The 17,462-nt window shown below is 64.4% G+C and carries 16 protein-coding genes; 10 read left to right on the forward strand and 6 right to left on the reverse strand.

The window, feature by feature from the left end:
* Positions 1-37 precede the first annotated feature (37 nt).
* Together AB3G45_RS01550 and AB3G45_RS01555 are read right to left on the reverse strand one after the other, a co-directional pair.
* Positions 38-655 (reverse strand): glutathione S-transferase family protein, encoded by a 618-nt coding sequence (locus AB3G45_RS01550; protein WP_367828889.1) that lies wholly within the window; start codon positions 653-655, stop codon positions 38-40.
* A gap of 349 nt (positions 656-1,004) precedes the next feature.
* Positions 1,005-2,021, reverse strand: a complete 1,017-nt coding sequence (locus AB3G45_RS01555) for a LacI family DNA-binding transcriptional regulator (RefSeq protein ID WP_367828968.1) — start codon at positions 2,019-2,021, stop codon at positions 1,005-1,007.
* A gap of 229 nt (positions 2,022-2,250) precedes the next feature.
* Here AB3G45_RS01555 and AB3G45_RS01560 point away from each other — a divergent pair, with 229 nt between their 5' ends.
* The 4 genes from AB3G45_RS01560 to AB3G45_RS01575 all read left to right on the forward strand — a co-directional run bounded on the left by AB3G45_RS01560 (position 2,251) and on the right by AB3G45_RS01575 (position 6,870).
* Positions 2,251-3,231: an ABC transporter substrate-binding protein gene (locus AB3G45_RS01560; protein ID WP_367828890.1), complete on the forward strand. Its 981-nt coding sequence runs from the start codon at positions 2,251-2,253 to the stop codon at positions 3,229-3,231.
* 140 nt (positions 3,232-3,371) lie between these two features.
* A complete protein-coding gene (locus tag AB3G45_RS01565; RefSeq protein ID WP_367828891.1) occupies positions 3,372-4,886 on the forward strand; it encodes a sugar ABC transporter ATP-binding protein in 1,515 nt (504 codons plus the stop codon).
* The gene (locus tag AB3G45_RS01570) at positions 4,883-5,881 is read left to right on the forward strand and encodes an ABC transporter permease (protein ID WP_367828892.1); all 999 of its coding nucleotides are present in this window, start codon (positions 4,883-4,885) and stop codon (positions 5,879-5,881) included. The genes AB3G45_RS01565 and AB3G45_RS01570 overlap by 4 nt, the downstream gene beginning before the upstream one ends.
* A gap of 8 nt (positions 5,882-5,889) precedes the next feature.
* Entirely contained in the window at positions 5,890-6,870 is a 981-nt protein-coding gene (locus AB3G45_RS01575; protein WP_367828893.1) for an ABC transporter permease, read from the forward strand.
* A gap of 96 nt (positions 6,871-6,966) precedes the next feature.
* Here the strand turns inward: AB3G45_RS01575 and AB3G45_RS01580 are convergent, their stop codons facing one another.
* From AB3G45_RS01580 to AB3G45_RS01595, 4 genes are all read right to left on the reverse strand, one after another.
* Complete coding sequence (locus tag AB3G45_RS01580; RefSeq protein WP_367828969.1) at positions 6,967-7,977, reverse strand: LacI family DNA-binding transcriptional regulator; 1,011 nt, start codon at positions 7,975-7,977, stop codon at positions 6,967-6,969.
* 114 nt (positions 7,978-8,091) lie between these two features.
* Positions 8,092-9,102 (reverse strand): zinc-dependent alcohol dehydrogenase family protein, encoded by a 1,011-nt coding sequence (locus AB3G45_RS01585; RefSeq protein ID WP_367828894.1) that lies wholly within the window; start codon positions 9,100-9,102, stop codon positions 8,092-8,094.
* A gap of 3 nt (positions 9,103-9,105) precedes the next feature.
* A complete protein-coding gene (locus AB3G45_RS01590; RefSeq protein ID WP_367828895.1) occupies positions 9,106-9,876 on the reverse strand; it encodes an L-iditol 2-dehydrogenase in 771 nt (256 codons plus the stop codon).
* 110 nt (positions 9,877-9,986) lie between these two features.
* Positions 9,987-11,300, reverse strand: a complete 1,314-nt coding sequence (locus AB3G45_RS01595; RefSeq protein WP_367828896.1) for a sugar ABC transporter substrate-binding protein — start codon at positions 11,298-11,300, stop codon at positions 9,987-9,989.
* A 274-nt stretch (positions 11,301-11,574) separates the two neighbouring features.
* Between AB3G45_RS01595 and AB3G45_RS01600 the strand changes: the two genes are divergently transcribed.
* The 6 genes from AB3G45_RS01600 to AB3G45_RS01625 all read left to right on the forward strand — a co-directional run bounded on the left by AB3G45_RS01600 (position 11,575) and on the right by AB3G45_RS01625 (position 17,159).
* The gene (locus AB3G45_RS01600) at positions 11,575-12,612 is read left to right on the forward strand and encodes a sugar kinase (RefSeq protein ID WP_367828970.1); all 1,038 of its coding nucleotides are present in this window, start codon (positions 11,575-11,577) and stop codon (positions 12,610-12,612) included.
* Positions 12,609-13,877 (forward strand): D-tagatose-bisphosphate aldolase, class II, non-catalytic subunit, encoded by a 1,269-nt coding sequence (locus AB3G45_RS01605; protein WP_367828897.1) that lies wholly within the window; start codon positions 12,609-12,611, stop codon positions 13,875-13,877. Before AB3G45_RS01600 ends, AB3G45_RS01605 begins: the two co-directional genes overlap by 4 nt.
* A gap of 57 nt (positions 13,878-13,934) precedes the next feature.
* Positions 13,935-14,807 carry a carbohydrate ABC transporter permease gene (locus AB3G45_RS01610; RefSeq protein WP_367828898.1) on the forward strand — a complete coding sequence of 291 codons (873 nt, stop codon included), beginning with the start codon at positions 13,935-13,937 and terminating at the stop codon, positions 14,805-14,807.
* A 69-nt stretch (positions 14,808-14,876) separates the two neighbouring features.
* Positions 14,877-15,701: a carbohydrate ABC transporter permease gene (locus tag AB3G45_RS01615; protein ID WP_367828899.1), complete on the forward strand. Its 825-nt coding sequence runs from the start codon at positions 14,877-14,879 to the stop codon at positions 15,699-15,701.
* Positions 15,702-15,725: 24 nt separating this feature from the next.
* Positions 15,726-16,766, forward strand: coding sequence for an ABC transporter ATP-binding protein (locus tag AB3G45_RS01620; RefSeq protein ID WP_367828900.1), 1,041 nt, complete (start codon positions 15,726-15,728; stop codon positions 16,764-16,766).
* 90 nt (positions 16,767-16,856) lie between these two features.
* The gene (locus AB3G45_RS01625) at positions 16,857-17,159 is read left to right on the forward strand and encodes a transporter substrate-binding domain-containing protein (RefSeq protein ID WP_367828901.1); all 303 of its coding nucleotides are present in this window, start codon (positions 16,857-16,859) and stop codon (positions 17,157-17,159) included.
* The last annotated feature ends 303 nt before the right edge of the window (positions 17,160-17,462 follow it).

A 17,462-nucleotide genomic window follows, 5' to 3' on the forward strand; every position in this document is an offset into this window, starting at 1 on the left:
CCGGAAGGGCGGGCGCTCCAGGCGCCCGGCCGGAAGGTCATGCGACAGCCGACAGGCCGGCAGGGGTTTCGGCGAAGGGAACGAAGCCCGGCAACGCCTCGATCCGGCGAAGGAAGGCCTTGACGTTGGGGTAGCTCGACAGGTCCACATTGCCTTCGGGCGCCCGCGCCACGTAGCTGTAGAGCGCGACGTCGGCGATGGTCGGCCGTCCGCCGACGAGCCATTGGCGTCCGGCAAGCTGGCTCTCGAGCCGGCCGAGAAGCGTGTGCGCCCGGCCAATCACTTCTTCCGGGCTGAACTTGGCGCCGAAAACGGTGATGAGGCGGGCCGCCGCCGGGCCATAGGCAACCTCGCCGGCTGCGACCGACAGCCAGCGCTGCACGGCCGCGGCGCTGACGGCGTCCTCCGGCAGCCATTCGTTCCTGCCGGCCTTCTTGGCGAGATAGACGAGGATCGCATTCGAGTCCGAGACGATCGTGCCGTTGTCGTCCAGCACCGGCACCTGGCCAAACGGATTCATCGCCAGGAATTCCGGCAGCTTGTGCGCGCCGGCCTTCAGATCGACCTCAACGACGTCATGCTGCAGGCCGAGAAGCGAAGCGAACAGATGAGCGCGGTGGGCGTGGCCCGACAGGGGATGGTAGTAGAGCTTCATGGCGGTGTTCCTGATTTGGTGGACGGGCCTATTCCCGTTTCGCCAGATCAAATTGCGGCAATCGCGGAACGAACTGAATGACCAGCCTCGACACTTCATCATTGCAAACGGTGGAATAATACAGGATCGGAGAATGGGTCCTTCGGGAACCCGCCGGTTGCTCCAAATCGTGTCCGGAACTGCCGGCGTCCCGCATTTCGCGACACCGCGCCGCTATGGGGATCGAGGCGGAACACCGCCTCTCCTGGATCGGCAGTTAGGCGGCGATCGGCACGGTCAGATAGGGTTCCGATTGCCCCTCACGAGGTATCCGGATGAATTCGACCGGCCCGAACGGCTCGCGGTCAGCTCATCGTTTCCAGGTCATGGTCGTGCCCCTGACCACCAGGGGGCCGTCCACCTTCACCGTCATCGGCCGCAATTTCTTGTGGTGGATCACCATGTCGATCAACGTTTCTGCCGCCTTCTGGCCCATTTCGTAGTTCGGCAGCACCAGCGTCGAAAGGGGAGGATGGGTGTAGCGCGCCAGTTCCTGGTCGTCATAGCCCATGACCGAAAGGTCCTCCGGCACGCGCAGGCCCTTTTCTGCCGCCGCCTCCAGGGCGCCGATCGCCATCAGGTCGTTGCCGCAGAAGATCGCCGTCGGCGGGTTCTGCATGGACAGGAGATCGAGCCCCGCCTCGTAGCCGCGCAGCGGCAACCAGTCGCCGTCGCGCACGAGGCTCTCGTCGAACGCGATGTCCGCGGTCGCCAGCGCCTGCTTGTAGCCCTTCAGGCGATCGACGGCCGCATCCATCCAGGGTTCGCCGTTGATGAAGCCGATCCGCTTGTGGCCAAGCGACGTCAGGTGAGCGGTCGCGGTGAAGCCGCCGGCGACCTCGCCGGGCACGATGGCCATATGCTGGCGTGGTTCCGCATAACAGTTGAGAAGCACGCTTGGAACATAGCGCAATTGTTCGGGCACCCGCACGCGGCGGGTGAAGATCGTCGCGTAGATCACGCCGATGATCGCCGGGTCGCGCAGGACCGCGCGCAGGACGGCGTCTTCCAGGTCGGGATTGGAGCGCGTTGCGTGGGCGGAGACGAGAAACCCCTGCTCGAAGGCATAGTCGCGCGCGCCGTCGAGGCTCACCACCGGGTGAGGGCTGGTGGAGATCTCGTCGACGATGAAGGCGATCGTATCCTTTTCCACCGCAGCCTGGGATGGCGGGTCATGGCGCACTCCCGGTAATTTATAACCAATTTTATGAGCAGCCTCCAGGACCCTCGCCTGGGTCTCCGCAGAGATGCGCGAGCCCGACATTTCATTGAGGACAAGCGAGACGCTGGACTGCGAAACGCCGGCAATTCTGGCGACATCCGTCATGGTTGGCCGGCTGTCGCCCTTGCTCCGCCGTCTTTGGTCCCCCTGACCGTCCGACCTGCTCATGCGTCAATTCCTCTCCCGGATTGCTGCGGCGCAACCCGACTTTTTGCACATGCTCATAAAATGACTCTTGACTGCTAATATTATTAGCGCCAAAATCTACGCATGTGAAGCACTTATCGCTCACTGCCGGTCGAGGAAACCGGAAAATTCGGGAGGAGAAACTGAGATGCCTGCATTCTCACGTCGCACATTCATGCTTGCTGCAACCGCGCTCGGCGCGATGACCTTTGCCGGCGTCGCCGTTGCGCAAGTGCCGGCGCTCGCCAAGAAAGACACCTACAAGGTCGGCTTCGCGCAGACGGAATCCAACAATCCCTGGCGCATCGCCCAGACGGACAGCATGAAGGCCGAAGCCGAAAAGCGCGGCTACCAGCTCGTCTATACCGACGCCGCCGGCTCTGCCGCCAAGCAGGTCGCGGACGTCAACTCGATGATCGCCCAGGGCGTCGACGTCATCTTCCTCGCGCCGCGCGAGGAAAAGCCGCTGATCCCCGCCGTCATGGCCGCCAAGAAGGCCGGTATCCCGGTCATCCTGCTCGACCGCAGCGTCGATCCGTCGCTCGCCAAGGCCGGCGAGGACTACCTGACCTTCATCGGCTCCGACTTCATCGAGGAAGGCAAGCGCATTGCCGAATGGCTGGCGAAGAACGCCGACGGCAAGTCCAAGATCATCGAGCTCGAAGGCACGACCGGCTCCTCGCCGGCCAACGACCGCAAGAAGGGCTTCGACGAGGCGATCACCGCGGCCGGCGGCTTCGAGATCGTCGCATCCCAGACCGGCGACTTCGCCCGCGACAAGGGGCGTCAGGTGGCCGAAGCCCTGCTTCAGGCGCATCCGGATGCGGATATCATCTATGCCCACAACGACGAAATGGCGATCGGCGCCATCTCCGCCATCGAGGCGGCCGGCAAGGTGCCCGGCAAGGACATCCTCGTGCTGTCGATTGACGGCGGCAAGGAAGCGGTTCAGGCTGTCGTCGACGGCAAGATCGCGGCCGTCGTGGAATGCAACCCTCGCTTCGGGCCGAAGGCCTTCGACACCATGGAAGCCTATGCCAATGGTGACAAGATCGATGCGTGGGTCATCAATGACGACAAGTTCTACGACAGCACGAACGCTGCGGCGGAACTTGCCGACGCATACTGATCTCCCAGGCTGACTGGAAGCCGGCCGGGACGACAGAAGCCCGGCCGGCATTTCCATGGCGTAATGTCGCGCAAAGATGCCCGAGCGTTTTGCGACGACGGCATGTGACAAGGCAAAGACGTAAGGTGAGGCGGATTGGTATGTTGCTGTCCATGCAGGGCATTTCGAAATCCTTTGCCGGCATTCCCGCGCTGCAATCGGCATCGCTGGAGATAGGCGAAGGCGAGATCATGGCCCTTGTCGGCCAGAACGGCGCGGGAAAATCCACCCTGATCAAGATCCTGACCGGCGCCTACCAGCGGGACGAGGGGACGATCTGCTTCCAGGGCAGGCAGGTGAGCTTTGCGACGCCGGCCGAAAGCCAGGCCGCCGGCATCGCCACGATCTACCAGGAGATCAATCTCGCCCCCCAGCGCTCGGTTGCCGAAAACATCTATCTGTCCCGCGAGCCGCGCCGCTTCGGCCTGCTCGACCGCAAGGCGATGCGCGAAGGCGCGGCGAGGGTTCTGAAGGTCTTCAATCTCGATATCGACGTGGACCTGCCGGTGGCGCGCTTCAATGCCGCGACGCGCCAGATGGTGTCGATCGCCCGTGCCGTCACCCAGAATGCCCGCCTGCTGATCATGGACGAGCCGACGTCCTCGCTCGACGAACGCGAGGTGGAGGTGCTGTTCCGCACCATCCGCACGCTGAAGGAAAGCGGCGTCGCCGTCATCTTCATCGGCCACCGCCTCGATGAACTCTATGCCATCTGCGACCGGGTGACGATCATGCGGGATGGCCACACGGTCGCCGTCAGCGCCATGGGGGACATGCCGAAGATGGAGCTGGTGCGCCACATGCTCGGCCGTGAGTTCGCGGCCTTCGAGGCGCTCGCCCGCGATGCCGAGCCTGACGACGCGCGCCCCGTGCGGCTCGAGCTGAAGAATGCCGGCTCCGGTCTTCGCGTCCGGGATGTCGACCTGTCGATCCGGGAAGGCGAGATCTCCGGCCTTGCCGGGCTTCTCGGCTCCGGCCGTACGGAAACCGCCCGCATCATCTTCGGCGTCGACAAGCTGGAACGCGGCAGCCTCTCGTTCAACCAGAGCAGGCGGAACTATTCGGAACCGGCTGCAGCCATCGCCGACGGTATCGGTCTCGTTTCGGAAGACCGCAAGGTCGACGGCATCATCCCGGACATGAGCATCCGCGAGAACATGACGCTCGCCTTGCTGCCGAAGCTGAAGAAGGCCGGCATCGTCGACCGCAACCGGCAGGACGAGATCGTCTCGCGCTTCATCCGTTCGCTCGGCGTGAAATGCGCCTCGCCGGACCAGCCGATCAAGGAACTGTCCGGCGGCAACCAGCAGAAGGTCCTGCTCGCTCGCTGGCTGTGCACCGATCCGAGCGTGCTCATCGTCGACGAGCCGACCCGCGGCATCGATATCGGCGCCAAATCCGAAATCCTCAAGCTTTTGCGCAATCTCGCCGATGAAGGTCTGAGCGTGCTGATGATCTCTTCCGAACTGGAGGAACTGCTCGCGGCCGCCGACCGCGTGACCGTGCTCAGCGACGGCATGTCGGTCGCGGTGCTGCCGCGCGGCGAACTCTCCGAACAGAACCTGCTTTCCGCCATGGCCCACCAGGTCGATGGCGCATCCGGTGAACTGGCATGACGATGACCGATACGTCCCTGAAGCCCCTGGCGCCGACCACGTCCCCGCTGCAACTCGTCAGCCGCTACGGTGTCTTCGTCGCCTTCCTGCTGCTGCTCGTCTTCAACGTCGCGGTCACGCCGAACTTCCTGTCCTGGCAGACGCTCAACGTCAACCTCACCCAGGTCGCCACCATCGTCATCGTGGCGACCGGCATGACGCTGGTCATCGCGACCGGCGGCATCGATCTTTCCGTCGGTTCGCTGATGGCGATCTCCGGCGCCCTGGCGCCGATGATCTTCATGGGCAAGCTCCTGCCCGTCGACAACGTGGCGCTCGCCGTCACGCTCGCCTTCGTCATTCCGGTGATCGCCGCCGCCGCCTGCGGCTGGTTCAACGGCTTCCTGGTGACGCATTTCTCGATCCAGCCGATCGTCGCCACGCTCGTCTTCTTCATCGCGGGGCGCGGCATCGCGCAGGTGATGACCAACGGCAACCTGCAGGTCTTCAAGAACCCGCCCTTCCAGTTCATCGCCATGGGCCATATCGCCGGCATCCCCGCGCAGGTCGTGCTGATGGTGGTGATCGCGGTGCTCGCCTATTGCCTGATCCGCTACACGGTGCTCGGCCGCCAGATCATCGCCGTCGGCGGCAACGAGAAGGCCGCGCGGCTCACCGGCATTCCCGTTCGCCGCGTCAAGACCTTCGTCTACGTCATCAGCGGCGCGCTTGCCGGCATCGCGGGCTTGATCGTCGTCGCCCGCAACTCCGCCAGCGACGCCAATCTCGTCGGCATGGGAATGGAACTCGACGCCATCGCCGCCGTCGCCGTCGGCGGCGCGCTCCTGACCGGCGGGCGCGCCAACATCTTCGGCACGCTGATGGGCGCCTTCGTCATCCAGCTCGTGCGCTATACATTGCTTGCCAACGGCGTGCCGGATGCCGCCGCCCTCGTCGTCAAGGCCGGGCTCATCATCCTCGCCGTCTTCATCCAGCTCCGTGCCGACAGGACGTGAGGACCGCCATGCCCGCCTTGCTCAAGTCCTTCGCCCCGAAATCCTCCGGCGATCTCGCCCGCATCGGCGTGATCGTCGCGCTCGCGGCGCTCATCCTCTTCGGCGCCCTGCGCTACGACAATTTCCTGTCGCCGTTCAACATTCTCAGCTTCCTGCGCTACAACTCGATGTTCGCGCTGATCGCGCTCGGCATGGCCTTCGTCATCATGACCGGCGGCATCGACCTGTCCGTCGGGGCCGTGGCGGCGCTCGCCAGCGTCGTCGCGGCGCTGCTGTCGCCCCATAGCTGGTATGCCGGCCTTGCGGGCGGCGTTGGCGCCGGGCTTGCCGTCGGCCTCGTCAATGGCGTGGTCATCACCCGCCTGCGCATCCAGCCCTTCATCGCGACCCTTGCCGCCATGCTCGCGGCGAGCGGCACGGCGCTGCTGCTTGCCAACAACCAGTCCGTCTCGGTCTCCTACGACAGCGGCTTCACCGTCATCGGCCAGGACGATTTTCTCGGCTTTCCCATTCCCGCGTGGATTGCGCTTGCCGCCTACATCCTCGGCTGGCTCTTCCTCGAACGGTCCGCCGCCGGCCGCCATGTGCTGGCGATCGGCGACGGCGAGCAGACGGCGGCCCTGATGGGCCTGAAGGTCGAGCGCACGCTGATCGGCGTCTATGCCGTCTGCGGCCTTTTGGCCGGCCTTGCCGGCGTCATCCTGGCGTCCCAGTTCGGCGCCGGCCAGCCCACCGAGGGCGTGGGCTGGGAGCTCTTCGCCATCGCCTCCGTCGTCGTCGGCGGGACCCTGCTCACGGGCGGTTCCGGCTCGGTCGGCGCGACGCTTGCCGGCGCGCTCCTGCTCGGCATGGTCTTCAACGTGCTGAACTTCGAAAACGGCCTCGGCTGGATCTCGCTCTCCGCCTACTGGCAATCCGTCATCCGTGGCCTCTTCCTGCTCGTTGTCGTGGTGCTGCAGGCCCGGCTGACGTCGCGATCGGCAACCTGAACGGGGGGCCTGGAAACAGCGCGTGCCCTGGCGGATGCCGGCGCATTCTCGACAATGTGCCCGCAATGGAGGGCGGCTCCAGGATCTTGCCGGTCGTCAAGCGGATTGGCGCAGCATGAGTTCGGACTTGAGAAGAATCCGATCTGGAGCCTGCCTCGGATTCTCGTCTTCCGAGAGCTTTCCGAGCAAGAGCTCGATCGCGAGCCGCCCGATTTCGTTGTAGTTCTGCGCGACTGTCGTGATCGGCGGACATGCATAGCGCGACAGCGGGTGATCGTCGTGACCGGCGACGCGCAGGTCGTATTCGGCTCCGTGGCCAACCTTTATCCCTCTCTGCCACGCCGCGGCAATCACGCCAAACGCCAGTCGATCATTGGCGCAGAGGATCGTGCGGGTGGGAAGCTGTTCAAGCCTCTCGAAGAGCCGGCTCGCCTCCTGAAACGCGAAGTCCTCGAAGTCCCAGGTGGTGTTCTCGGATACGGGAATGACCCTGGGCTCCAGGTTGAGCCGTTGCATCGCCTCCCGATAGGCGGAGAGGCGGGTTGCCGCGTTCGTGTTGACCTGCGGCATGCCGAAATAGCAGGGCGGCTCGCCGGAGCGGCATAGATAATCGACGATGAGCCCGAAGCTCTGGCGGTTGTCCGTACCGACGAAAGCGGAGGAATCGTCAATCGGCGAGTCGACGTAGACGAGGGGAATGGCTTCGCCCAACTGTTCGAGGGTGGCCTGCCGGGAGCGAACGCCGAGGGGGGCGATGATGGCGCCGGCCACATTCATCGACTTCAGCGTCTTGATGGCATTGTCCTCCATGGACGAGCGGCCGTCGGATGAGAGGACGAAAGCCAGGAAACCCGCCTCGTTCGCGATCAGCTCGATGCGGCGCGTCAGCGCCATGTAGAAGGGGTCCAGCGAGTTGGGAATGACGATGCCGATGATGTTGGAGCGGCGGCGGTTGAGATTGACGGCAAAGAGGTTCGGCCGAAACCCCGACTTCTTGAGGGCATCCTCGATGGCGTCGCGCGTCTTCTTGCGCACGGAGGAGGGGTCGTTGAAATATTTCGACACGGTGGGCCGGGAGAGCCCGACGAACTCGGAAAAGTCCTCCATGGTTCTGATCGACTTGGCCAAGCGGCTGCTCCCTGCGGTTCCGGTGTTCGCTTTCTTAACCGGCCTCATTTCGCGGGAAAAGCCGAAAACGGGGCGGGTCAAGCGGTTCTGCGATCAGTCGGCGACGAACTGCACCTTCATGGTCGCGGGATCCGTCGGCTTCTTCGTGAAGAAGGGCAGCACCTCATCGAGCGTCAGCCTGTGCGAGACGAGCCGGGCTATGCGCCCGTCGTCTTTTTCCAGAATGGCCAGCGCATCGGGGATGTTGCGGTTCAGGGAATGGGAACCGGCCAGTTTCAACTGGCGGCGGAAAATCTCGAACGGGGCGACGGAGATGCGGGCGTCCGGGGCGCAGACGCCGAAGAAAAGCGCGGTGCCGCCATCGGCGACGAGATCGATCATGCCCTCCACGACGCTGGCAATGCCGGTGGCATCGGCCACGAAATCGTAGGAGCGTCTGTTGGCCGCAAGCTCGACGGAGCCGGAAACGATCCCGCAAAGACCGAGATCGGCCGCAAAGGCGAGGCGGCTTTCGTTGATGTCGGCGACCGTGACGTTCCGGACGCCCTCTGCCTTCAAGCACAGGGCAAGCAGCAGGCCGATCGGCCCGGCGCCGATGACCAGCGCCTCCCGGGGCCGCGGGGACCCGCTGTGCAGGCCTGCGCTCTCAAGGCCGTTCACCACGCAGGCGAGTGGCTCGGCAAGGGCGGCGAGGGGGAAGGGCATGGCGCCGATGCCATGCAACTGGTCGGCCCGCACGAGACTGTATTCGGCAAAGCCGCCATTGTGCGAAACGCCATAGGCCTTCAGGTCGCGGCAGAGGTTGGTCAGGCCCTTGCGGCAGGACGGGCAGGCGCCACAGGGCAGGTTCGGGTCCACGGCGACGCGTGCGCCGATGCCAGGGCCGGTGACGTCGGCCGCGATCGCCTCGACCACGCCGGCATATTCATGGCCCGGCACCAGCGGAAAGGCGCCGTCGCCATAGCGGGCATGCAGCACGTCGATATCCGTGTGGCAAAGGCCCGACGCCTTGACCCTGATCAGGGCGTGGCCGGCGGGAAGGTCGCCGATCGCAAGGTCGGCAAGCCTTGCCTCACCCTTGGCGGTGAACTGGATTGCTTTCATGGCTCAGCTCATCCAGTTGCCGCCGTCGACATTGTATGTCTGGGCGAGAATGTAGTCGCTGTCGCTGGAGGCGAGGAAGAGAGCGAGCCCCTTGATGTCGTCGGGCGTGGCGAAGCGGCCGATCGGGACGGATTTCGCCACCGCCGCCTTCTTCTCGCCGGGCTTCAGGCCTTCCCATTCGGCGAATTTGGCATCGACGACGTCCCAGTGCTCACCGTCCACCACGCCCGGCGCGATGGCGTTGACGTTGATGCCGTATTTGACGAGCGCCAGCGCCGCCGACTGGGTCGCCGAGATGATGGCGGCCTTGGACGCGCAGTAGAGCGTCACCAGCGCCTCGCCGCGGCGGCCGGCCTGGCTTGCCATGTTGATGATCTTGCCGCCGCGGCCGCGCGCGATCATCACGTTCGCCACCGCCTTCATGGTGAAGAGCGGCCCCTTGAGATTGACGTCGAAGACGCGCGTGTAGCTCTCCTCGGTGATCGCCTGGATCGGCGCCATGTCGAAGATGGCGGCATTGTTGACGAGGATGTCGATCCCGCCGAAATCGGCGTCGATCCTGCCGACGACCGCGTCGATGTCCTCAAGGTCGGTGACGTCGATCCTGATCGCGGTCGCGGCCGGACCGATGGAGGCCGCCGCTTCCTTGGCGCGCGCAAGATTGATGTCGGCGATGACGACCTTTGCGCCCTCGGCGGCGAAGATTTCCGCAAAGCCGAGGCCGATGCCGCGCGCGCCGCCGGTGATCAGGGCGACCTTGTCCTTGAGTTTCATGTCTCTTCTCCATGCGTCGCAGGTTGAAATGATCCGCTTTGAAGGAAACCCGGCACCGAAGCGCCGGGTCCTCCTGGGAGGGCCTGCGGATTGATCCGCAGGCGGGAGCCTCACTTGATGTAGCCGGCGCGCGTCATGTCGCGCTCGACCTGGGTCTGCGCTGCTTCAAGCGCGGCATCGACCGTCTGCTGGCCGGCGAGCGCGGCGCTGACCTGCTGCCCGACGAAGGTGCCGATCGCCTGGAATTCCGGAATGGCGACGAACTGCACCCCGGTATAGGGCACCGGATCCTTGGTGGGCTTGGACGGATCGGCGGACATGATCGCCTCCAGCACCGTCGCGGCGAAGGGGGCCGCCTTCTGGTATTCCGGCAGAGCGTAGGTGGACTTGCGGGTGCCCGGGGGAACCGCGACCCAGCCCTCGCTTTCGCCGACCAGCTTCACGTAGTCCTTGGAGGTCGCCCATTTCAGGAAGGACTTTGCGGTCTCCGCCTTCTGCGTGGTGGCGGGAATGGCAAGGTTCCACGACCAGGACCAGCTGGAGCCGTTGGCCGTCTCGGCGACCGGCGAGCGCGTGAAGGCGATCTTGTCGGCGACCTGGCTCTGCTTGGGGTCGTAGACGCGGCCGGCGGCCGATGTCGCGTCGATCCACATGGCGCAATGGCCGGTCGCAAAGAGCGTCTGGTTCTCGTTGAAGCCGTTGGCCGTCGCACCCTGCGGGCCGTAGTCGGACAGCAGTGCGACATAGTCGGTGATCGCCTTCTTCCAGGCATCCGAGTCGAGCTGCGGCTTCCAGTCCATGTCGAACCAGCGGCCGCCATAGGCGTTTACCATGGTGCCGACGAAGGCCATGTTCTCGCCCCAGCCCGGCTTGCCGCGCAGGCAGATGCCGTATTGCTGCTTGTCCTTGTCGGTGAGCTTGACGGCGAATTCCTTGATCTGCTCGTAGGTCGGCTGTTCCGGCATCTGGAGGCCGGCGGCCTCGAACAGGTCCTTGCGGTAGAGCGTGAACGAGCTTTCCGTATAGAAGGGAACGGCGTAGAGCTTGCCGTCGACCGTCAGGCCGGCCTTGATCGGCTCCAGCAGGTCCGCATAGTCGTAATCGTCGCCGAGATCGTCGACCGGCGCCAGCCAGCCCTGCTTGCCCCAGATCGGCGCTTCGTAACCGCCGATGGTCATGATGTCGAACTGGCCGCCCTTGGTGGCGATGTCTGTCGTCACGCGCTCGCGCAGCACGTTCTCTTCCAGCACGATCCAGTTGATCTTGTTGCCGGTTTCCTTCTCCCAGGCGCTGGAGAGCTTCTGCATGATGATCATGTCGCCGTTGTTCACGGTGGCGATACTGATCTCCTCGGCCTGGACGAGGCCGGTCATCAGGCCAAGGCCGACGGCGGACGAGAGTAGAATGCGGGTCATGTTCCTCATTGATCCGTTCCTCCTTTACGGGTGTTTACGCATAAAATTACATGCGTAAAGTTTTTATCGTTTATGTCGTGTGGGTTTGTCAAGCGGGTCTGGATGGGGACTCGCAGTCGGAAAATGGCAAATCGAGGCATTGCGTTGATAAATATATGTAAAAACTTTCAACTCTAGTGCTGTGCAATATGGAAAATGCTGCGACGCATTATCGATATGGATCGGTAAATAATTTACGCGCGTAAAATTTATGTTGACAATGCGTGCGCCGCTGTCGTATCCGATGGGCGTCATCAGGCAGCGGCGGGTCCGTTGCGGCGAGGAGGCGGCATTGACGAGAACGAGCGAATTGGCGCCCGAGAATCTGGGTCCGACGGTCACCGTCGGCGAAATCCTGGTGGAGATCATGGCGACGTCGGTCGGGGCTGGGTTCCTTGCGCCGCAGCCGCTCGTCGGCCCGTTTCCGAGCGGTGCGCCGGCAATCTTCACCGACCAGGTCGCCCGGTTCGGCGGGGCGGCGGGTATCGTGGCCGCCGTTGGCGAGGATGATTTCGGCGTGCTCAATGTGGCGCGGCTGAGAGCCGACGGCGTCGACGTCTCGGCCATTTCGATCGTGCCAGGCAAGCCGACAGGCAGTGCCTTCGTGCGCTACCGGCCGGATGGCGCGCGCGACTTCGTCTTCAATATCACCCATTCGGCAGCCGGCGAGGCGCGCATGACCGCCGCCGCCCGCGCGCTCGTAGCCAAGGCCGGCCATGTCCATGTCATGGGCTCGGCCTTTGCCATCCCGGGCATCGCCGCAGCCCTTATCGAGGCCGTCGCCACCGTCAAGGCGCGTGGGGGGTCGGTTTCTTTCGATCCGAATATCCGCAAGGAGCTCGCCCGGGCCGGCGAGGGCCGCAAGCTTGTCGACAATATGCTCGCCGTCACCGATCTTCTGCTGCCCTCCGGCGACGAACTGCTCGTCGCGGCCGACGAGGCGACGGAAGGGGCGGCGGTGGAGCGCCTGCTGGGCCTCGGCATCGGCGAGATCGTGCTGAAGCGCGGCAGCGCCGGCTCTAGCCACTTCAGCCGGCAATTCGGCCGCGTCGATTGCCCGGCCTTTGCCGTGGAGGAGATCGATCCCACGGGGGCGGGCGACTGTTTCGGCGCCGCCTATCTTACCGCCCGCCGCGCCGGCCTCCCGCCTGCCCGCGCGCTGCTCTATGCCAATGCCGCGGGCGCCCGCACGGTCACCCGCCAGGGGCCGATGGAAGGCGTCTCCAGCCGGCGGGAACTCGATGCCTTTATCGCGGCCGCCGGACGGGAGGGTGGAGAATGAGCAATTTCCTCAAGGGTCTTGCCGCCGCCCGCCGCGCGGGCCGCCCCTATGGCATCGCGTCCGTCTGTTCCGCCCACCCGACCGTGTTGCGCGCCGCGCTGCGCCGGGCGGCGACGGGCGAGGGGCCGGTGCTGATCGAAGCGACCTGTAACCAGGTCAATCAGTTCGGCGGTTATACAGGCATGACGCCCGCCGATTTCATCGCCTTCGTCGAAGCGATGGCTGTCGAGGAGGGTGTCGCGCGGCAGACGATCATCTTCGGCGGCGATCACCTCGGCCCGAATCCCTGGCGCAGGGAGCCTGCCGCAAGCGCCCTCGAAAAGGCTGCCGGCATGGTGGAGGCCTATGTCGCGGCCGGCTTCACGAAAATCCACCTCGATGCCTCGATGGGCTGCGTCGGCGAGCCGGTCGCCTTGGACGACCGTACCGTCGCCGAACGCGCCGCCGCCCTCTGCGCCATCGCCGAGGAAACGGCCGGGCGCGAAAACCTTCCGGCGCCGGTCTATATCCTCGGCACGGAGGTGCCGATCCCGGGCGGTGCCGATCATGCGCTTGACGTGGTCGAGCCGACCGCGTCGGACGCCGCGCGCGAGACGATCGCCGTCCACCGCGAGGCGTTTGCAAGGGCGGGCCTTTCCGATGCCTTCGAGCGCGTCATCGCCTTCGTCGTGCAGCCCGGCGTGGAGTTCGGCAGCGACAATGTCGTCGCCTACGATCCGCCGCGCGCCGCGGATCTCAGCGCGCTGCTCGACGAGGAGCCGGCTCTGGTGTTCGAAGCCCATTCCACCGACTACCAGACGCAGGAGGCGCTGGCGGCGCTCGTCGCGGACGGGTTCCCGATCCTGAAGGTCGGACCGGGTCTCACCTTCGCCTATCGCGAGGCCCTTTATGCCCTCGATCTCGTCGCTTCGGAGATCGTTCCCGGCTATGGCGACCGCCCCTTGGCGCGGACGATGGAGGCGTTGATGCTGGCCGTGCCCGGTTTCTGGCAAGGCTACTATCACGGCGACGGGACCGCGCTCAAAATCCAGCGCCATTTCAGCTACAGTGACCGTATCCGCTATTACTGGACGCGGCCGGAGGCGGAGGTCGCCGTTTCAGCGTTGTTGTCGGCGTTGGAGGGCGTTCGCATTCCCGAAACGGTGCTGCACCAGTATCTGCCGGTCCTGGCAGCGGGAGGGGCCGGTTGCGCGCAGGACATCCTGATCGCCGCCGTGGACCAGGTGCTGGCGATCTATGACAGAGCGGCCGCCAACCGGCCGTGACGGCGAAGAGCGTGCGGCAGGATGAGGCCGCCCGCCTGAGGAAAGAGGGAGGAAACGATGGCGACGGAGAACACGCGTGGCTTGGCGCGGCTGATGTTGGCGCCCTCAGTTGGGCTGCTTCTGGTCTGGATGATCGTGCCTCTGGCGATGACGCTTTGGTTCTCGTTCCAGAACTACAATCTCCTGAACCCGGCGAATGTCAGCTGGGCGGGGCTGTTCAACTACCAGTATTTCTACACCGACCCGGCCTTCTTCCAGTCGATCTGGAACACGCTGCTCATCGTCGGCGGGGTTTTGCTGATCACCGTCGTCGGCGGTGTCGGCATCGCGCTGCTGCTCGACCAGCCGATGTGGGGGCAGGGCATCGTGCGCATCATGATCATCTCGCCCTTCTTCGTCATGCCGCCGGTGGCGGCGCTGGTGTGGAAGAACATGATCATGCATCCCGGCTACGGGGTGCTGGCCGACATCAACCGGGCGCTCGGCTTCCAGCCGGTCGACTGGTTCGCCCAGTTCCCGCTGTTCTCGATCGTCATCATCGTCGCCTGGCAATGGCTGCCGTTTGCCACCCTCATCCTCTTGACCGCGCTGCAATCGCTCGACGGCGAGCAGAAGGAGGCGGCCGAGATGGACGGCGCCGGCTTCGTCTCGCGCTTCGTCTACCTGACGCTGCCGCACCTTGCCCGCTCGATCACCGTCGTCATCCTCATCCAGACGATCTTCCTGCTCGGCGTCTATGCGGAGATCCTCGTCACCACCAATGGCGGGCCGGGCTATGCCTCCACCAACCTGCCGTTCCTGATCTACCGCACGGCGCTTCTGGGCTACGACGTCGGCGGCGCCTCGGCCGGCGGCATCATCGCCGTGATCCTCGCCAACATCGTCGCCTTCTTCCTGATGCGCGCCGTCGGCAAGAACCTGGACAAATAGTTTATCGCAGTTCCGGACGGAAAACCGCTTCACACTTTTCCCGGACCTGCTTTTTGGGAGGAATACACCATGGCCCGCGCCGTCTCGACAAGACGAACCGTCGTCTTCACCATCGCCGCCTGGATCGTCGCGCTGATCCTCTTCTTCCCGATCCTCTACACGATCGTCACCTCGTTCAAGTCGGAGACCGAGGCGATCCAGGGTTTCGACCTCCTGCCCTCCGGCACGGTGGAGAGCTATGCGGCCGTGCAGGCGCAGAGCAACTACTTCAAGTTCTTCCTGAACTCGGTGATCATCTCGGTCGGCTCCACGCTGCTGGCGCTCTTGATCGCCGTGCCGGCCGCCTGGTCGATGGCCTTCTCGCCGACGCGGCGGACCAAGGACATCCTGATGTGGATGCTTTCCACCAAGATGATGCCGGCCGTCGCCGTGCTGGTGCCGATCTATCTCATCTTCCGCGACACCGGCCTGCTCGACAGCCGCCTCGGCCTCACCGTCATGCTGACGCTGATCAACCTGCCGATCGTCATCTGGATGCTCTACACCTATTTCCGCGAGATCCCCGGCGAGATCCTGGAGGCCGCGCGCATGGACGGGGCCTCGCTGTGGGGCGAGATCGTCTACGTGCTGACGCCGATGGCGGTGCCGGGCATCGCCTCCACCATGCTGCTCAACATCATCCTGGCGTGGAACGAGGCCTTCTGGACGATCCGGCTGACGACGACGAACGCGGCGCCGCTGACGGCCTTCATCGCCTCGTTCTCCAGTCCGCAAGGCCTGTTCTGGGCGAAGCTGTCGGCGGCCTCCACGCTCGCCATCGCCCCCATCCTGATCATGGGGTGGTTCAGCCAGAAGCAGCTTGTCCGCGGCCTGACCTTCGGCGCCGTGAAGTAACGAAGAGAGATCGGGGAGACAGCCATGGGCAAGATCATTCTCAAAAAGGTCAACAAGAGTTTTGGCGCCACGCAGGTCATTCCCGGCATCGACCTTGCCATCGAGGACGGCGAGTTCGTCGTCTTCGTCGGCCCGTCGGGCTGCGGCAAGTCCACGCTCCTGCGCCTCATCGCCGGGCTGGAGGACACGACGGGCGGCTCGATCGAGATCGACGGCAAGGACGTGACGGGCGCCGCCCCGGCAAAGCGCGGCCTTGCCATGGTGTTCCAGTCCTATGCGCTCTATCCGCACATGACGGTGAAGAATAACATCGCCTTCCCGCTGAAGATGGCGAAGATGGATCCGGCGGCGATCGACAGGAAGGTGACGGAGGCCGCCCGTGTGCTCAACCTCACCAACTATCTCGAACGCCGCCCGGGCCAGCTTTCCGGCGGCCAGCGCCAGCGCGTGGCGATCGGCCGGGCGATCGTGCGCGAGCCGTCGGCCTTTCTCTTCGACGAGCCTTTGTCCAACCTCGACGCGGCGCTGCGCGGCACGATGCGCCTTGAGATCAGCGAGCTGCACCACCAGCTCAAGACGACGATGGTCTACGTCACGCACGACCAGGTCGAGGCGATGACGATGGCCGACAAGATCGTCGTTCTCAACGCCGGCAATATCGAGCAGGTCGGCTCGCCGCTCGATCTCTACAACAAGCCCGACAACCTGTTCGTCGCCGGCTTCATCGGCTCGCCGCGCATGAACTTCGTCACGGGCGAGGCGGCCAGGCCCTACAATGCCCCGACCGTCGGCATCCGGCCGGAACATATCGCGCTGTCCAGGCAGAGCGGGACGTGGAAGGGCGTCGTCGGGGTCGCCGAACATCTCGGCTCCGACACGTTCCTGCACGTCAATGCCGAGGGCATCGGCATGTTCACCGTGCGCGCCGGCGGCGACGTCCCCGTCACCCACGGCGACACCGTCTTCCTCACCCCGGACGAAACGCGCATCCATCGCTTCGACGACGCCGGAAAGGCAATGGTCAGGTGGCGCGGGTCTCCTGGCCTCCAGGGCGGATTGAGCTAGACCCGGTTTGCTTCCTGAAACTGCGCCAGCAGAGCTTCTTCATTTCGAAGCACGCCCATTGAGACCGGAGAACAAACAGAGGGGAACGCAATGAACCTGACCCTTACCGTGTCTGCCGCGGTGCTTGCCGTTTCGCTGCAGCCGGCAAACGCTGCCGACACGCTGCGCATCGCCACCGAAGGCGCCTATGCGCCGTGGAATTTCTCCGGCCCGAACGGCACGCTGGAAGGTTTCGAGATCGATCTGACCAACGACCTCTGCAAGCGCATGAACAGGGAATGCGAGATCGTCGCCCATAATTGGGACGGTATCATCATTGGAAAAGGAAGAGATGGCGGGCGTGAGGCTTTCCGGTGCGATGGCCCTTGCGGCGGCGAGGTGGGAAAGGTGTAGAGGAAGCCTGTTCCACCCGACATAAGCGTTTGGTTCAGCGTTGGTTAGGTGGCCGCTAAGCGCTGTGTTCGCGGCGATGGCTGGCTCGCAGCGGCCGCGGAAACCATCGCCGACACAAGCTATGCCGGCGCGATACGCTCGGGTTTCCCTGTGAATTGAGCGAGCCCCGGTCCACGATGCCGACGCAGATATATTAGCCCCCGATGCGAACTGTGTCTCACTTGCAGAGAATGGGTTTCTATCGGCTTACGATATGTTAATGTCGCATTGTTCTAAATGCGAAATAATAAGTTTGAACGGAAA

Source organism: Shinella sp. S4-D37 (assembly GCF_040812195.1).
Taxonomy (GTDB): domain Bacteria; phylum Pseudomonadota; class Alphaproteobacteria; order Rhizobiales; family Rhizobiaceae; genus Shinella.

Coding starts and splice junctions, on each gene's coding strand:
- AB3G45_RS01605 (WP_367828897.1), top strand. CDS start 12,609: ATGAGCAATTTCCTCAAGGGTCTTGCCGCCGCCCGCCGCGCGGGCCGC.
- AB3G45_RS01575 (WP_367828893.1), top strand. CDS start 5,890: ATGCCCGCCTTGCTCAAGTCCTTCGCCCCGAAATCCTCCGGCGATCTC.
- AB3G45_RS01600 (WP_367828970.1), top strand. CDS start 11,575: ATGGGCGTCATCAGGCAGCGGCGGGTCCGTTGCGGCGAGGAGGCGGCA.
- AB3G45_RS01565 (WP_367828891.1), top strand. CDS start 3,372: ATGTTGCTGTCCATGCAGGGCATTTCGAAATCCTTTGCCGGCATTCCC.
- AB3G45_RS01610 (WP_367828898.1), top strand. CDS start 13,935: ATGGCGACGGAGAACACGCGTGGCTTGGCGCGGCTGATGTTGGCGCCC.
- AB3G45_RS01550 (WP_367828889.1), bottom strand. CDS start 655: ATGAAGCTCTACTACCATCCCCTGTCGGGCCACGCCCACCGCGCTCAT.
- AB3G45_RS01555 (WP_367828968.1), bottom strand. CDS start 2,021: ATGACGGATGTCGCCAGAATTGCCGGCGTTTCGCAGTCCAGCGTCTCG.
- AB3G45_RS01625 (WP_367828901.1), top strand. CDS start 16,857: ATGAACCTGACCCTTACCGTGTCTGCCGCGGTGCTTGCCGTTTCGCTG.
- AB3G45_RS01590 (WP_367828895.1), bottom strand. CDS start 9,876: ATGAAACTCAAGGACAAGGTCGCCCTGATCACCGGCGGCGCGCGCGGC.
- AB3G45_RS01585 (WP_367828894.1), bottom strand. CDS start 9,102: ATGAAAGCAATCCAGTTCACCGCCAAGGGTGAGGCAAGGCTTGCCGAC.
- AB3G45_RS01595 (WP_367828896.1), bottom strand. CDS start 11,300: ATGAGGAACATGACCCGCATTCTACTCTCGTCCGCCGTCGGCCTTGGC.
- AB3G45_RS01560 (WP_367828890.1), top strand. CDS start 2,251: ATGCCTGCATTCTCACGTCGCACATTCATGCTTGCTGCAACCGCGCTC.
- AB3G45_RS01570 (WP_367828892.1), top strand. CDS start 4,883: ATGACGATGACCGATACGTCCCTGAAGCCCCTGGCGCCGACCACGTCC.
- AB3G45_RS01580 (WP_367828969.1), bottom strand. CDS start 7,977: ATGGAGGACTTTTCCGAGTTCGTCGGGCTCTCCCGGCCCACCGTGTCG.
- AB3G45_RS01615 (WP_367828899.1), top strand. CDS start 14,877: ATGGCCCGCGCCGTCTCGACAAGACGAACCGTCGTCTTCACCATCGCC.
- AB3G45_RS01620 (WP_367828900.1), top strand. CDS start 15,726: ATGGGCAAGATCATTCTCAAAAAGGTCAACAAGAGTTTTGGCGCCACG.